This window comes from Dinoroseobacter sp. S124A (genome assembly GCF_049801015.1).
Classification (GTDB): Bacteria; Pseudomonadota; Alphaproteobacteria; order Rhodobacterales; family Rhodobacteraceae; genus Dinoroseobacter.
The window spans coordinates 476185-491655 of the sequence record NZ_JBNAGD010000001.1 but is presented as its reverse complement, the minus strand read 5'-3'; the positions used below and the strand labels follow the sequence as shown (position 1 = coordinate 491655).

Below are 15471 nucleotides of genomic sequence, written 5' to 3'. Positions count from 1 at the left end.
GTGCGACAGGGTGCGGGTTGGCCAAGAGTATAGGGCGCCGGGCGCGCAAGTCTGGTCTTTCTGCACCGATACTGCGCCCGAGGGCACGCGCGCGGCCTCAGGCGCAAAAACCAGATGCACAGCCTGCGCCAGACGCGTATCTCTTGGGCAACGCGTTTTGAAAGGATATGGGCATGCGGCGCAAACTGGCAGCAGGAAACTGGAAGATGAACGGCCTCACCGCGGCCCTCGCCGAGGCGGGCGCGATTGCCGAGGCCGCGGCGGCGAGCCCTGCCGAGGTGCTGCTCTGCCCGCCCGCGACGCTGGTGGCGCCCATGGCGGCGATGGCCGGGGATGGCGCGCTGCAGGTCGGCGGGCAGTATTGCCATGCCAAGGTCTCTGGTGCGCATACGGGCCATGTCTCGGCCGAGATGCTGGGCGATGCCGGGGCGTCCTACGTGATCACCGGCCATTCCGAGCGCCGTCAGGATGATGGCGAGGATGATGCCGCCGTACGCGCCCAGACCCTCGCCGCATGGGAGGCCGGTCTGACGGCGGTGGTCTGCGTCGGCGAGACCGAAGCCGAGCGCGACGCCTCGAACACGCTGGGCATCATTGGGGGCCAGCTGGCCGGGTCGGTGCCGGATCAGGCCACGGGCCACAACCTCGTGATCGCCTACGAACCGGTCTGGGCCATTGGCACCGGGCGCGTGCCCAGCCTCGACCAGATCGGCGAGGTGCATGATTTCATCCGCGGCAAGCTGGAGCAGCGCTTTGGCGAGGGGGTCGGTCGCTCGGTGCGCCTGCTCTATGGTGGGTCCGTCAAGCCGGGCAATGCCGACGAGATCTTCGGCGTCTCCAATGTAGATGGCGCGCTGGTGGGCGGAGCCTCCCTCAAAGCGTCCGACTTCACGGCGATCATCGCGGCACTTGGCTGAGCCGATGATGCGGCACGCGCGGCGCGGAGGCCGAGACATCCCGCGCCATGGGCAATCCATGCCCCGCGCGGCATAATTCCCCCATGGCGGATGCAAGTCACAGCGCGGCGCGGCCCCGCACCCCGGCCCGGCGGCCGATCAGGTCCGGCACGGCGCTGGCGCTGGCCCTGTGCCTTGCCGGGCTTGTGGCGCTGGTCAGCTTCCCCCGGCTGGAGCGGTTCTTTCAGCGCGACGCGGCCGAGCAGGCCGCCGCGACCCTCAGCCTGACTGTCGAGGGGCTGACCGGCGCGCTCAACCGCTATGCCCCCCTGCCCGCGCTGGTGGCCGAACGGCCCGAGCTCGCGCAGCTTCTGCAGGAGCCGGACAACACCGCCCTGATCGCTCAGGTCAATGAGAGCCTGCGCCAGACCGCCTATGCGCTCAGGGCCTCGGATGTCTATCTGCTCGACATCTCCGGCCATACGCTGGCGGCGAGCAATTACCGCAAGACCCTGAGCTTCGTGGGCCGCAGCTTTGCCTACCGGCCCTATTTCACCCAGGCGCTCGATGGTGGTCTGGGGCGGTTCTTTGCCCTGGGCACCACCTCGGGCGAGCGGGGGTATTTCTACGCCGCACCCGTCGAGGAGGATCAGCGCATCACCGGCGTGGTGGCGGTAAAATTCACCGTGGACGGTTTCGAGGAAACCTGGCGCGCGGGCCCGGCCACGGTGCTGGTCAGCGATCTGCGCGGCGTGGTTTTCATGTCCGACCGCGAGGACTGGCATTTCCGCGCCCTGCGCCCCCTGACCCCCGCTGCCCGCGCCGGGATCGAGGCGGCCCGGCAGTATCCCCTGTCGCAGGTGACACCTTTGTCGACCGAGCGCCGCGCCCTCGGCGCGGGGGCCGAGCTCTGGACCATTGATGATCCGGGCGCGCCCAGCGCGGGCTATGTCGCCCAGACCAGCCGCATCGCCGAGGCTGGCTGGGATGTGACCGTGCTGGTCTCGACCGGGCCGGCGCGCCAGCAGGCCCTGCAAATGGTGGCGATCGGGACGCTGCTGACCCTGCTTCTGGCGCTGGCCGGAATGGTCTTTCTGCAACGGCGCGCCCAGCAGCGCGCGTTGATGGCGGCGCAAACCGCCGCCCGGACCGAGCTGGAGGCGCGGGTCATCCAGCGCACGACGGACCTCAACGAGGCCAATGCCCAGCTCCAGCAGGAGGTGATCGAGCGGCGTCAGGCGGAACAACAGCTGCGCAAGACCCAGGCCGAGCTGGTGCAGGCAGGCAAGCTCGCCGCCCTCGGCCAAATGTCAGCCGCCCTGAGCCACGAGTTCAACCAGCCCCTGGCCGCCGTGAAATCCTATGCCGAGAACGCCGCGATCTTCCTCGAGCGGGACCGCCCGCAGGAGGCGCGCGAGAATGTCGGACGGATCTCGGCCCTCACGGACCGGATGGCCGAGATCTCGAAGCATCTGCGCAACTTCGCCCGCCGCCCGCAGGATGCCGTGGACCGGGTGCAGCTCGCGACAGTGATCCATGATGCGCTGGCAGTGATGCAGGCCCGGATCAAGCATGCGGAGGCCGAGATCCGCTATGATCCGCCGACGGATCCGGTCTGGGTGCGCGGTGGCCATGTGCGCCTGCAACAGGTGGTGGTGAACCTGCTGAGCAACGCGCTGGATGCCACCGCCGAGACCGAGGCCCCGGTGATCACCCTCGAGGTCACGCAAACCGCCGATCAGGCTATCCTCAGCGTCTGCGACACGGGCCCCGGCATCGCGCCGGGCGCGGAAGAGACGCTGTTCGATCCGTTCTTCACCACCAAGGGGCCGGGTGGCGGGCTCGGGCTGGGCCTGTCGATCTCGTATAATATCGTGCGCGATTTCGGCGGCACGCTCAGCGCCCATAACCGCGAGGGCACGGGCGCGGAATTCCGGCTGACCCTGAGCCTGTGCCCCGAACCGGAGGGGGCCCGATCATGAGTTCGGAGATGATCCTCTTCGTCGATGACGAGGAACCCCTGCGCCATGCGGCGGCGCAGACTCTCCAGCTGGCGGATTTCGACGTGACCTGCTTTGCCAAGGCCGAGAGCGCCCTGCCCCGGATCGCCCGCGACTTTCCCGGCATCCTTGTGACCGATATCCGGATGCCGGGCCTGAGCGGTACCGACCTCATGGCGCGCTGTCTCGAGATCGACCCGGAATTTCCGGTGATCCTGGTGACCGGGCATGGGGATATCGAGCTCGCGGTGCAGTCCATGCGGGACGGGGCCTATGATTTCCTCGAAAAGCCCTATGCCCCGAGCCGCCTTGTGGCGACGATCCGGCGGGCGCTGGACAAGCGCCGCCTCACGCTTGAGAACCGTCGCCTGCGCGCGGCCGTCGGCCGCCGCGATCCGATCGAGGCGCGCCTGACCGGGCGCAGTCCCGCGCTGATCGCCCTGCGCCAGCAGGTGCGCGCGGTGGCCCAGACCGATGCGGATGTCCTGATCATCGGCGCGACCGGCACCGGCAAGGAGGTCACGGCCCGCGCCCTGCACCGGGCCAGCGGGCGTAAGGACGGCCCGTTCCTGCAGATCAACTGCGCCGCCCTGCCGGCGGATCTGATCGAAAGCGAGCTATTTGGCCATGAGGCCGGAGCCTTTGCCGGGGCCATGCGCGCGCGCTACGGCAAGTTCGAGGCCGCGCGCGGCGGTACGGTCTTCCTTGACGAGATCGACAGCCTGCCCCTGCCGCTGCAGGCCAAGCTTCTCCACGCGATCCAGAACCGGACGGTCACGCGACTGGGCTCGAACGAGCCGGTGAGCCTTGATGTGCGCTTTGTCGCCGCCAGCAAGAAGGATCTTGAGGCCGAGGCCCAGGCCGAGCGGTTCCGGGCCGATCTGCTCTATCGGCTGAATGTGGTGACCCTGCGGCTTTTGCCCCTGTCCGAGCGGCGCGAGGATATCCCCCTGCTCTTTGCGCAACTGGTCAGCGAAACCGCCGCGCGGCTGCAACAGGCCGCGCCCGAGGTCTCAGGCGGGGTCCTGTCGCGCATGGCCGCACGGGACTGGCCCGGCAATGTGCGCGAGCTGCGCAATGCCGCCGAGCGCTATGTGCTGGGGCTCGATCTCGATCTTGCGCCATCGGGCCCCGACGCCCCGCCCCCCGCGCCCGAGGCGCTGGCCGATCAGATGGCCGCCTATGAAAAGGCCCTGATCACCGCGAGCCTTGCCGCCCATCAGGGGCGGCTCAAGGACACTTACGAGGCGCTGAATCTCTCGCGCAAAGCGCTCTACGAGAAAATGCAGAAGCACGGTCTGTCCCGCGAGACCTTCGCGCCCGAGAGCTGAGCGCCCCCGCATTGCCGCCCGCAGCCGGCCCGCTTGGGTCGTCTTGGGTCAACTTGGGAACATGATTTCCAGCCCATGTCCCCGTCCCGACCCAAAGCGCGCAATTTTTTCGCGCAGCCCATGTCCTGACCGCATGGCGACCTTGCCAAAAACACATGCCATCCCCCTACTGCGCCCAGCACCGAATGGGAGGTGTCTGCAAAGCCACGCGCTTTGCGAGCGAGAGCCGCACCAGCCCGGCCCGATAACGGGTCCCCCGGCAGGCGGCGCAAACTGGAGGAAGACAATGAAATTCACTTTGATGACCGGCACCGCGATGATCGTGGCCCTGGGCGCAAGCATGGCCACCGCGATGGATCGCGACGGCTGGCCCGAGAGCTTCACCGTGGGCACTGCGTCCCAGGGCGGGACCTATTTCGCCTATGGCTCTGGCTGGGCGAACCTTGTCGCCGAAGAGCTGGGCCTGTCGGGTGGCGGCGAAGTCACCGGCGGCCCGATGCAGAACATGGCGCTGGTCCATACGGGCGACGCGCAGTTCGGCATGACCACCATGGGCCCGGCCGCGGAATCCCTCGGCGGCACCAACCCCATCGCCCCGGGCCTGCAGATGACCGGCGCCTGCGCGATGTTCCCGATGTACCAGACGCCCTTCTCCGTGACGGCGCTGAGCTCTTCGGGCATCAGCTCGATCGCGGATATCCCGGACGGCGCCAAGATCGGCTTCGGCCCTGCAGGTTCCACCTCGGACACCTATTTCCCGCGCATGATGGAAACGCTTGGCGTGAACTTTGAGCGCCGCAATGGTGGCTGGTCCGACCTGGGCGGTCAGCTGCAGGACGGTCTGCTGGACGTGATCGCCTTTGCCGCCGGTGTGCCGGTGCCCGCGGTCAGCCAGCTCGAAGTGCAGACGGATGTGAACATCATCGAGTTCACCGGGGAAGAGCAGGCCAAGATCCTTGAAGCCTTCCCGGTTTCCGAGTTCATGATCGGCGCAGACACCTATTCCACCCTGACCAAGGACGCGACCTCGGTTTCCATGTGGAACTTCGCCATCGCCAATTGCGACCTGCCCGCCTCCTTCGTCGAAGCGGTCGTGGACGTGGTGATGTCCGACAATGCGCGCATGGTCGGCATCCACAAGGCAGCCCGCTCCACCCTGCCCGAGAACTGGGACAAGAACGGCGTGCTGCAATGGCACCCGGGTGCCGCGGCCTGGTTCAAGGAAAATGCCGGGGCCGATATCCCCGATAGCATGATCCACGGCATGTAAGCCGACAGAGTTGGAAGGGCCGCGCCACAGCGGCCCTTCTTTTACGCGCGGAGGGAGCCGTGCTTGGGCGCAACGACGTCCAAACCGGAGTGAGGGAATGACAGATCAAACCAAGACCGAAGACGACCATCTGATTGCTGATGGCGTCGACGAGGAACCCACGGAGGCGAACCGTCGCCTGTTCGAGGGGCGCAATTTTATCCTGATCAGCGCGTTTGCAGCGCTGTACGCGGCCTTTCACATGGCTGCGCTGAACGGGTTGTCGATCTCGGAATGGACCGGGGTGACGATCCCCTTCCTGCCAACCTTTCCGCTGGAGACCTGGAATTTCCGGATCGTCCATATCGCGGGCGCGCTGGCGCTTGGCTTCCTGCTGTTTTCGGCGCGCACGGATTTCCCCGGCCCGGGCAAGGAAACCCCGATGCTGGGCTATGTGGCCTATGCCCTGATGATCCCGGCGCTGTTTTCGCTCGGCATGGCGGCGAGCTTCGCGATGGAGATCGCGAATGGCACCATGTGGAACGGCATCGATGAGGGCATCAAGTTCAACGAGACCTACCTCTTTGGTCTGCCCCTGATCATCGCGACCGCGGGCGCGATCGTGCTGAGCTGGTTTCACCGGCGCACGCGCGGCGGCTTTGCGGCCCCGGATCTGGTGCTGGCGGTCTGTGGGCTGGCCGTGGCGACCTATCTGATCACCATCTATGGCACGCTCATGCGCAACTCGACGGGCACGCCCTTTGCCCCGATCGGGATCTCGATTGCCGCCGTGGCGGGCACGGCCCTGATCATGGAGCTGACCCGCCGGGTGGCGGGCATGGCTCTGATCGTGATCGCGGCGATCTTCCTGACCTATGTCTTTGTCGGTCAATACATGCCGGGCTTCCTGAATGCCCCGGCCATCAGCTGGCAACGTTTCTTCAGCCAGGTCTACACGGATGCGGGCATCCTCGGGCCGACCACGGCTGTGAGCTCGACCTATATCATTCTCTTCATCATCTTCGCGGCCTTCCTGCAGGCCTCCAAGGTGGGCGATTACTTCGTGAACTTCGCCTTCGCCGCCGCTGGCCAGTCTCGCGGGGGTCCGGCCAAGGTGGCGATCTTCGCCTCCGGCCTGATGGGGATGATCAACGGCACATCGGCGGGCAATGTGGTTGCCACGGGGTCGCTGACGATCCCGCTCATGAAGAAGGTGGGCTATCACAAGAAAACCGCCGGCGCGGTCGAGGCTGCTGCCTCCACCGGGGGCCAGATCATGCCGCCGATCATGGGGGCCGGTGCCTTCATCATGGCCGAGATCACGGGCATTCCCTATACCGACATCGCCCTCGCGGCGGTGATCCCGGCGATCCTCTACTTCGTGTCGGTCTATTTCATGGTCGACATGGAAGCGGCCAAGCTCGGCATGCGCGGCATGTCCAAGGACGAGCTGCCGAAGTTCAACAAGATGGTGCGCCAGATCTATCTTTTCCTGCCGATCATCATCCTGATCTACGCGCTCTTCATGGGATACTCGGTGATCCGGGCGGGCACGCTCGCAACCATCGCCGCCGCCGTGGTGTCGTGGTTCACCCCGTTCCGCATGGGGCCCCGCTCCATCGTGAAGGCCTTTGAGATTGCGGGCACCATGTCCGTGCAGATCATCGCGGTCTGCGCCTGTGCGGGCATCATCGTGGGCGTGATCAGCCTGACCGGTGTGGGCGCGCGCTTCTCGGCGGTCCTGCTGGGCATTGCGGATACGAGCCAGCTTCTGGCGCTGTTCTTTGCCATGTGCATCGCGATCCTGCTGGGCATGGGAATGCCGACGACGGCCGCCTATGCGGTGGCCGCCAGTGTGGTTGCCCCGGGCCTTGTGCAACTGGGCATCCCGCAGCTGACGGCGCATTTCTTCGTCTTCTACTTCGCGGTGCTCTCGGCCATCACGCCCCCTGTGGCGCTGGCGAGTTACGCGGCGGCGGGGATATCCGGGGCCAACCCGATGGAGACCTCCGTGGCCTCCTTCAAGATCGGGATCGCCGCCTTCGTGGTGCCCTTCATGTTCTTCTACAACGGCGCGCTCCTGATGGATGGCACCTGGCTGGAAGTGCTGCGGGCCGGTGGCACCGCCGTGGTCGGGGTCTTCCTGCTCAGCTCTGGCGTACAGGGCTGGTTCATGGGCGGGCGCGCGGTCTGGTTCCTGCGGATCGGTCTGGTGGTCGCAGCGCTCCTGCTGATCGAAGGCGGGATCGTGACCGACCTTGCCGGGATCGGCCTGATCGCCGCGGTCTATTTCGTCCAGAAGGTGATCCGCCCCGCCCCGGGCGCGACCATCCCCGTACGCGGCGCGGACTGACCATGGAGAAGGTCACGCAGGATCCCGGGGATCCGACCTTCGTCCAGAACCCGTATCCGGTCTATGATCGGATGCGGGACCTCGGAGACCTGATCTGGTGGGAGGCCTACGGCATGGTCGTCTCTCCCAGCTACAAGGCCACGGCGGCGATCCTCAAGGATCGCCGTTTTGGTCGTGAACCAGTGGATCCGATCCCGGTGCCCGCCCATCTGACCGATTTCTACGGGGTCGAGGCCCATTCCATGCTCGAGCTTGAGCCGCCGCGCCACACGCGGCTGCGCGGGCTGGTGACACGCGCCTTCACCTCGCGCCGCGTGGCGGCCCTCGCCCCCGAAATCGAGGCGCTCTGTCAGGAACTCATCGATGCGTTCCCCGAAGGGCCCTTCGACCTGTTGCCCGCCTACTGCACCCCGGTCCCGGTGCGGATCATCGCCCGGATGCTCGGCGTCCCCGAGGCCGAGGCGCCGCAGCTTCTGGCCTGGTCCCACGCCATGGTGGGCATGTATCAGGCAAGCCGCACCCACGCGATGGAGGTTGCCGCCAATGACGCCGCGCGGGCCTTCACGGATTGGGTCAGTGACCTGATCACCGCCCGCCGCCGAAGCCCGGGCGAGGACTTGATGAGCGCGCTGATCGCCGCCGAAGAGGATGGCGCGCGGCTCAACCGCGAGGAGCTGATCACGACTGTGATCCTGCTGCTCAATGCCGGGCATGAGGCGACGGTCCACACGTTGGGCAACGGGGTGAAGACCTTGCTGGAAACCGGGCATCGCGACATCACCCCGGGGCTCGTGGAGGAGGTACTGCGCTTTGACCCGCCGCTCCATGTTTTCACCCGGATCGCGCGGGAGGAGGTCGAGCTCTTCGGCCACCGGTTCGCCCCGGGCGAGACCATCGGCTGCCTGCTGGCAGCGGCGAACCGGGATCCGGCCTTTGCCTCAGGTCCCCACCGGTTCGACCCGGCGCGTCAGATCAAGGGACAGAACATGGCCTTTGGCGCGGGGCTGCATTTCTGCGTGGGCGCGCCGTTGGCCCGGCTGGAGATCGAGATTGCGCTCAGGGTCCTGTTTGATCGATGCCCGGCGCTGCGGCTGACGACCCCACCGCGCTACGCGCCGATCTATCATTTCCACGGTCTCGAGACCTTGGAGGTCGCGCGCTAGGGGGTCAGGCTTCGGCCTTCTTCTCCCAGCGGCCGCTTTCCTGGCTCCAGTATTGCGCCGAAAGCCCCGCCCCGGTGACCTCGCGCCACTGGGCGCGGGCGGCTTGCACCGCCTCAGGATCGCCCCCGTCAAAGAGGATCGAGGCCCGTTCGAGCCCGCCCACCTCGCCCGGGTCAAGTTTTGCGCCCTCCACGCAGATCAGGGCGGTCCGATCCGCCACCGGCAGATCGATCCCCATCAAAACGGGCTGGTCCGCATCATGGGGTCCCCCGGCGAGACCATGGGGCAGGAACCCCTCCTCGGGCTTGAGCCAGAGCAACTCGTCGAGCCGCTCCAGCCCCGCCTGGTTGCTGCCGCGCAGGGCGACGCGCCAACCAGCGGCCAGGGATTTCTCCAACAACACCGGCAAGGTCGCGTCGAGCGGCGTCCGGGTCATGTGGTAGAAATAGACCGCGCCCATGGTGCCGGACCGATCAGGACTGCTCGTAGTCGTCGCGGATCAACCGGTCGAGTGCGCGCACGCCCCAGCCGGTCGCACCCGCGGGCGCGTAGTCGGTCGCCGATTTGACCGAGGCCGTGCCCGCGATATCCAGATGGCACCAGGGGGTTTCGTCCTTGACGAACCGGCCCAGGAACTGCGCGGCTGTGATCGAGCCCGCCGGACGCCCGCCGGTGTTCTTGATATCCGCGACGCGGGACTTGATCAGCTTGTCATAGGCCGGGCCCATGGGCATCCGCCACGCGCCCTCCCCCTCGGCTCCGGCGGCCTTGATGAAGGCCCCGCTCAGCGCGTCGGAATTTGAGAACACCCCGGCATTTTCATGGCCGAGCCCGATGATGATCGCCCCGGTCAGGGTCGCGAGGTTGATCATGCCCGTGGGGTTGAAGGTCTCTTGCGTGTACCACAGCACATCGGCCAGAACGAGCCGACCCTCGGCATCGGTGTTGATCACCTCGATCGTGTCGCCCTTCATCGAGGTCACCACGTCGCCGGGCCGCTGGGCCTTGCCGTCGGGCATGTTCTCGACGAGGCCCACGAGGCCCACGACATTGGCCTTGGCCTTGCGCAGGGCCAGCGTGCGCATGACGCCCGCCACGACGCCCGCGCCGCCCATATCCATGGTCATGTCTTCCATGCCGCCCGCCGGTTTCAGCGAGATGCCCCCGGTGTCAAAGACCACGCCCTTGCCGACCAGCGCAAACGGGGCCTCGTCGCCACCGCCCATCCATTTCATGATGACGATCTTCGAGGGGCTTTCCGAGCCCTGCCCAACCCCGAGCAGCGCGTCCATGCCAAGCTCGGCCATCTCGGCCTCTTCGAGCACGGAAACCTCGAGCCCGAGGTCCTGCATCGCGATGAGCCGATCAGCGAACTCGGTGGTGGTCAGCACATTGGCGGGCTCGTTCACCAGATCGCGGGTGAAGAACACGCCTTCGGCCACGGCCCGGTGATCCGCATAGGCGGCTTCGACCTCGGCCGGTTTCGCGGCCATGACCGTGATGCCGCCTGTCTCGCCCTCTTGCTTGGATTTGCGCGCATCGAAGGTATAGACCCGCAAGGTGGCCCCGAAGGCGATTTCCTCCGCCGCCACTTGCGTGCCCGCCCAGATCGCCAGACCGCCCTTGCCGACCTTCGGGCCCAGCGCAGCGCCCGCCTTGCGCGCCTCCAGCCCCTTGGCCGTGCGCGCGAGCTTGACGATGATGACCTGATCCGTCGCCATGCCGGCAGGATACCCAAGCGTCAGGCTGTCACCGGATTTCAGTTTCTCGAAAGCCTCGCTCTCGACCGCGCGGGCCAAGGCGCCCTTGGTAAGCTTGTTGATCCGTTTGGCGCCCGGGTTGAGCGTGCCTTCGGCGGGCACAAACACCGCGATGCGGGCCGTTTCGGCGGCCAGAGCATCGAGATCGGTTTCGACGAAGGAGACGGGGACAAGCTCGGTCATGGGCTCTCTCTTGATATGATGTCCCGCCATACGTAGACCGGGTGCGGCGCGATGACCAGCCGATGGGCGCGTCAGAGCGGCTTGTGCGCTTTTCCCGGCGGTCCGAATGATCTAGGCTGCCGGTGAACCTGTTGGAAGGCCTCGCGCGACCGCCGATCATGCTCGCCCGCTATGACCGATATATCCTCGGCCGCCTGATGGTCACCTTCGGGTTTTTCACCCTGATCATCGTGTTGATCTATTGGATAAACCGGTCGATCCGGCTGTTCGACCGGCTGATCGGCGATGGCCAGAGCCTCGCGCTCTTTGCGCAGCTGTCGCTGCTGAGCCTGCCCTACCTGATCTACCTGATGCTGCCGCTTTCGGCCTTTGCCGCCTCCGTGAGCACGGGCAACCGCATGGGATCGGACAGCGAGACCGTCGCGCTGCAGGCCGCGGGGATCAGTGCCTTCCGGATCGTGCGCCCGGCCTTCTACCTCGGGCTGATGGCCGCCGCCCTGATGCTGTTGCTGGCGCATCTGCTGGTTCCGCTCGCCCGGGTGACCGTTGTCGATCTCGAGGACCGACTGGCCGATGCGGTGGGCGCGCGCCTGCTGGAGCCGGGCAAGTTTCAGTCGCCGGTGGAGGGCGTGACCGTGTTTGTCAGCGAGATCACCGATGAAGGCGTGCTGTCCAAGGTTCTGTTGTCGGATCAACGCGATGAGGCGACCGAGGTTCTCTATACCGCGAACCAGGCGCTGCTGCTGCAGGCCGAGACGGGTCCGCAGCTCGTGATGATCTCCGGGCTCGCGCAATCCCTGCGCGCCGATGGGACACTGAGCATTCTGCACTTCGAGGATTTCGCACTCAGCCTCGGCACGGCCAGAATGCCCGAAGAGCGTGTGCTGCGCGATCTGCGGGGCTGGGACACGCTCAGCCTGCTGCGCGCCGAGCCCGAAACGCTGGAATTGGTGCGCAAATCCAAGGCCGAGTTCCTGCACGAGGCCCATCGCCGTTTTGCCACCCCGGCCCTGGCGGTCTGCACTGCCGTGCTGGGCTTTGCCGCATTGCTGGTCGGCGGGTTCAGCCGCTTTGGCTTCTGGCAACAGGTGGCAGGGGCGATCGTGCTGATCGTCGCGATCCAGCTCTTTGCCAATTTCGCCGAGGATCTCGCCCTGCAAAGCGACGAGGCCTGGCCGATCCTCTATGCGCCGGTGGTGTTTGCGGCCACGGCGGTGGGTATGTTGCTTTACCTCGCAGATCACCCGCTCAAGCGACGACGGCGCGATCCGGCGGAGGGGGCCACATGACCCTGCAATGGTATTTCGCCCGCCGCTTCGCCGTGAGCTTTCTGTCCATGCTGTCGATCTTTGCCGGTCTGATCTGGATGACCGACATGGTGGAAACCCTGCGCAGTCTCGCAAGCGATGAGTTCGGCATTCAGGAGGCCACCGGGCTCGCCCTGTTGCAGCTGCCCGGCACGATCTATGAGGTCATCCCGCTGATCATGGTGCTGGCCACGATCACGCTGTTTCTCAAGATGGCCCGCACCTCGGAGCTGATCGTGACCCGCGCCGCCGGACGCTCGGCGATCCGCAGCCTGATCGCGCCCGTGCTGGTCGCGGCCCTGATCGGGGGGATCGGGATCAGCGCAATCAACCCCATTGTTGCCGCCACCTCGCGCATTGCCGATGAGACCCGGGATACGGTGCGCGGGCGGGTGACCAGCGTCCTCTCCCTGAGCCGCAACGGGCTCTGGCTGCGTCAAGCCGCGCCGGACGGGCAGATCGTGATCCATGCCGCGGGGGTCAGCCCGGGGGGCACGGCGCTCTATGATGTGACCTTCCTGCGGTTTGACCGAGCTGCCCTACCCAAACAGCGGATCGCGGCCGCCCGGGCCGAGCTGGTCCCCGGGGCCTGGGACATGACCGGCGTCAAGACCTGGGATCTTTCGGGGCGGACCAATCCCGAGGCCTCTGCCGTGGAGCAGGCCTGGATGCGGCTGCCCTCGGACCTGACCCTGAACCAGATCCGCGACAGCTTTGGCGAGCCCTCGGCCATCCCGATCTGGCAATTGCCCGCCTTCATCACCCAGCTCGAGGCGGCGGGCTTCGCCGCGCTCAGCCACCGGGTCTGGCTCCATTCCGAGCTGGCCTCGCCGGTGTTCCTGATCTCGATGGTGCTGATCGGCGCGGCCTTCACCATGCGGCATACCCGGTTTGGACGGACCGGGCTGATGGTGCTCTTTGCCGTGCTTCTGGGCTTCTCGATGTATTTCCTCAAAAGCTTCGCATTGGTGCTCGGTGAAACTGGCAAGATCCCGGTGCTGATCGCTGCGTGGTTTCCGCCCCTGGCCGGGATCTGCCTCGCGCTGGCGCTTCTGTTGCATCAGGAGGACGGTTGATGCCCGGAGGCCTGTCCCGCGCCGGGACATTTGCGCGGCTATGTCTGGGGGTGGCCGGTCTGGCCCTGCTGAGCACGGGCGCGCCCGCGCAAGAGACGCCTGCCCCCGCGACCCTGCTGGCCGATCAGATCACCGCGGATCCGAACGGAGTGCTCACCGCCAGCGGCTCGGTTGAGGTGATCTATGACGGGCGGCGGCTGCGCGCCGATACGATCATCTATGACACGCGCGACGAAAGCCTCCGGGTGGTCGGCCCGATCCAGCTCAGCTCCGGTCCGGGCTTCGTACTGCTTGCCTCGGAGGCCGAAATCGACGGCGCGTTGCGCGACGGCATCCTGCGCAGCGCGCGCCTTGTGCTGGACCAGCAGGTGCAGATTGCCGCCTCCGAGATCCAGCGGGTGAACGGGCGCTATACGCAGCTCTACCGCTCGGTCGCCTCCAGTTGCGAGGTCTGCGCCGACCGCCCCGTCCCCCTGTGGCAGATCCGGGCCAAGCGCATCGTCCATGACGAGCTTGAGCGTCAGCTCTATTTCGAGAACGCCGTCTTCGAGGTCGCCGGTGTGCCGATCTTTTACCTGCCGCAGATGCGCGTGCCGGATCCAACGCTGGAACGGGCCACGGGCTTTCTCTTTCCCTCGGCACGCACCACCAGCGCGCTCGGTGTCGGGATCGAGGTGCCGTACTTCATCGAGCTCGGGCCGGACAAGGATCTCACCCTCAGCCCGCAGCTCACCACGCGGAACTCGCGCACCCTCGGGGTGCGTTACCGTCAGGCCTTCGCGCGGGGCGAGCTGACCTTTGCAGGGGCGCTGACCCGCGACGAGCTGGAAGAGGGCGATCGCGGCTATGCCACGCTGGTTGGCACCTTTGATCTGGGGCGGGACTTTGTGCTGGATTTCGACCTCGAGACCGTGTCGGACGACCAGTATTACCGCGATTACGGCTTTGATGATGAAGACCGGATCGACAGCACGATCGAGGTCTCGCGTGTGCGCCGCGACAGCCTGCAACGGGGGACGGCGTCCTATTTCACCACGTTCCGCGCGGATGAGGATAACGAGACCATCCCCCGCTTCGTTCTCGATGGCGAATACACGCGGCGCTATGATGTGCCCGTGATCGGCGGCTATTCCGAAACCACGCTCAGCTTTCTCGGGCTGCAACGGGAATCCGACGAGGACGAAATCGGGCGCGATACGCGGCGGTTGAGCCTCGTGACCGACTGGCGGCGGAGCTGGACCAACGACCTCGGCATGGTGGGCACGGCGATAGGCGAGCTGGCCTTTGACGTGTTCGACACCCGGCATGACGAGGCCTTCCCCGACACGGTGACCCGTGTGACCCCGACCGTGGCGGCCGAGCTGCGCTGGCCCTTCTCGCGCACGGATGCGACCTCGCATAGCGTGCTCGAACCTGTGGTGCAGCTGGTCTGGTCCGAAGTGAACGGCGACGACGTGCCCAACGAGGACAGCACCGTGGCCGAGTTCGACGAGGCGAGCCTGTTCGACCTGAACCGCTTTGCCGGGCGCGACCAGCTCGAAAGCGGCTGGCGCGCCAATGTCGGTGTCACCTGGACCCGGTTCGACAATAGCGGCTGGATCAGCGGCGTGACCGTGGGGCGCGTGTTTCGCGAGAATCAGAATACGGCGCTCGCGCCGGGGGCCTCGGATACCGAGCGCGCCTCAGACTGGCTCGCCACCGTGCAGCTCGACAGTCCCGGTGGGTTGCAACTGATCAACCGGGCGCAATTCGCCTCGGATTTCTCGATCAACAAGAATGCCCTGCGCCTGGCATGGAGCGATCCGCGTAGCCGGCTCGGGCTGACCTATACGTGGCTGCGCGCTTCGGAGGCGGAATCCCGCCCGTCGGACACCAATGAGGTCGTCCTCACCGCGGGACGACAATTCAACGACACCTGGGCAGGAGGGCTCGAATACAGCTATGACTTCGATGCCTCCAGCTCGCGCGAGGCCGAACTGACCCTGCAATACCAGAACGAGTGCATTCGCGTGGATTTGTCCCTGTCGCAGGATTTCGACACGGTTGAGGATTTGCGCTCCACCACGGATTTTGGCATCAAGGTCTCGCTGATCGGCTTCGGCGCCGGACAGTCCGGCGCACAACGCAGCCGGGGATGCCGGGGATAGGATACC

11 protein-coding genes are annotated in these 15471 nt (G+C 66.3%); 9 read left to right on the top strand and 2 right to left on the bottom strand.

Annotated features, from left to right (window positions below; all coding sequences use genetic code 11):
• Positions 1–173 precede the first annotated feature (173 nt).
• The 6 genes from tpiA (at position 174) to ACP15I_RS02225 (ending at position 8992) form a co-directional block, all read left to right on the top strand.
• The gene (tpiA, locus tag ACP15I_RS02250; protein ID WP_424964586.1) at positions 174–917 is read left to right on the top strand and encodes a triose-phosphate isomerase; all 744 of its coding nucleotides are present in this window, start codon (positions 174–176) and stop codon (positions 915–917) included.
• Between the two features lie 83 nt (positions 918–1000).
• The gene (locus ACP15I_RS02245; protein ID WP_424973729.1) at positions 1001–2878 is read left to right on the top strand and encodes a sensor histidine kinase; all 1878 of its coding nucleotides are present in this window, start codon (positions 1001–1003) and stop codon (positions 2876–2878) included.
• Positions 2875–4227, top strand: coding sequence for a sigma-54-dependent transcriptional regulator (locus ACP15I_RS02240; protein WP_424964588.1), 1353 nt, complete (start codon positions 2875–2877; stop codon positions 4225–4227). The genes ACP15I_RS02245 and ACP15I_RS02240 overlap by 4 nt, the downstream gene beginning before the upstream one ends.
• Before the next feature lie 286 nt (positions 4228–4513).
• Complete coding sequence (locus ACP15I_RS02235) at positions 4514–5497, top strand: TAXI family TRAP transporter solute-binding subunit (protein ID WP_424973728.1); 984 nt, start codon at positions 4514–4516, stop codon at positions 5495–5497.
• A gap of 97 nt (positions 5498–5594) precedes the next feature.
• Positions 5595–7829 (top strand): TRAP transporter permease, encoded by a 2235-nt coding sequence (locus ACP15I_RS02230; protein ID WP_424973727.1) that lies wholly within the window; start codon positions 5595–5597, stop codon positions 7827–7829.
• Between the two features lie 2 nt (positions 7830–7831).
• Positions 7832–8992, top strand: coding sequence for a cytochrome P450 (locus ACP15I_RS02225; protein WP_424973726.1), 1161 nt, complete (start codon positions 7832–7834; stop codon positions 8990–8992).
• Positions 8993–8996: 4 nt separating this feature from the next.
• Here ACP15I_RS02225 and ACP15I_RS02220 read toward each other — a convergent pair whose 3' ends face one another.
• Both ACP15I_RS02220 and ACP15I_RS02215 read right to left on the bottom strand, forming a co-directional pair.
• Complete coding sequence (locus tag ACP15I_RS02220) at positions 8997–9452, bottom strand: DNA polymerase III subunit chi (RefSeq protein ID WP_424973725.1); 456 nt, start codon at positions 9450–9452, stop codon at positions 8997–8999.
• 13 nt (positions 9453–9465) lie between these two features.
• Complete coding sequence (locus ACP15I_RS02215; RefSeq protein WP_424973724.1) at positions 9466–10935, bottom strand: leucyl aminopeptidase; 1470 nt, start codon at positions 10933–10935, stop codon at positions 9466–9468.
• A 122-nt stretch (positions 10936–11057) separates the two neighbouring features.
• On the opposite strand from ACP15I_RS02215, the gene ACP15I_RS02210 reads away from it, so the two are divergent.
• The 3 genes from ACP15I_RS02210 to ACP15I_RS02200 are packed head-to-tail and all read left to right on the top strand — an operon-like array spanning position 11058 to position 15465.
• On the top strand, positions 11058–12224 hold the full coding sequence (locus tag ACP15I_RS02210) for an LptF/LptG family permease (protein WP_424973723.1): 1167 nt from the start codon (positions 11058–11060) through the stop codon (positions 12222–12224).
• Positions 12221–13318, top strand: coding sequence for an LPS export ABC transporter permease LptG (gene lptG / locus ACP15I_RS02205; RefSeq protein WP_424973721.1), 1098 nt, complete (start codon positions 12221–12223; stop codon positions 13316–13318). Before ACP15I_RS02210 ends, lptG begins: the two co-directional genes overlap by 4 nt.
• Entirely contained in the window at positions 13318–15465 is a 2148-nt protein-coding gene (locus tag ACP15I_RS02200) for an LPS-assembly protein LptD (RefSeq protein WP_424973720.1), read from the top strand. Before lptG ends, ACP15I_RS02200 begins: the two co-directional genes overlap by 1 nt.
• The last annotated feature ends 6 nt before the right edge of the window (positions 15466–15471 follow it).

Bases quoted from the DNA above. Each gene is read 5' to 3' on its own strand.
- tpiA (WP_424964586.1), top strand. From the start codon at position 174: ATGCGGCGCAAACTGGCAGCAGGAAACTGGAAGATGAACGGCCTCACC.
- ACP15I_RS02245 (WP_424973729.1), top strand. From the start codon at position 1,001: ATGGCGGATGCAAGTCACAGCGCGGCGCGGCCCCGCACCCCGGCCCGG.
- ACP15I_RS02240 (WP_424964588.1), top strand. From the start codon at position 2,875: ATGAGTTCGGAGATGATCCTCTTCGTCGATGACGAGGAACCCCTGCGC.
- ACP15I_RS02235 (WP_424973728.1), top strand. From the start codon at position 4,514: ATGAAATTCACTTTGATGACCGGCACCGCGATGATCGTGGCCCTGGGC.
- ACP15I_RS02230 (WP_424973727.1), top strand. From the start codon at position 5,595: ATGACAGATCAAACCAAGACCGAAGACGACCATCTGATTGCTGATGGC.
- ACP15I_RS02225 (WP_424973726.1), top strand. From the start codon at position 7,832: ATGGAGAAGGTCACGCAGGATCCCGGGGATCCGACCTTCGTCCAGAAC.
- ACP15I_RS02220 (WP_424973725.1), bottom strand. From the start codon at position 9,452: ATGGGCGCGGTCTATTTCTACCACATGACCCGGACGCCGCTCGACGCG.
- ACP15I_RS02215 (WP_424973724.1), bottom strand. From the start codon at position 10,935: ATGACCGAGCTTGTCCCCGTCTCCTTCGTCGAAACCGATCTCGATGCT.
- lptG (WP_424973721.1), top strand. From the start codon at position 12,221: ATGACCCTGCAATGGTATTTCGCCCGCCGCTTCGCCGTGAGCTTTCTG.
- ACP15I_RS02200 (WP_424973720.1), top strand. From the start codon at position 13,318: ATGCCCGGAGGCCTGTCCCGCGCCGGGACATTTGCGCGGCTATGTCTG.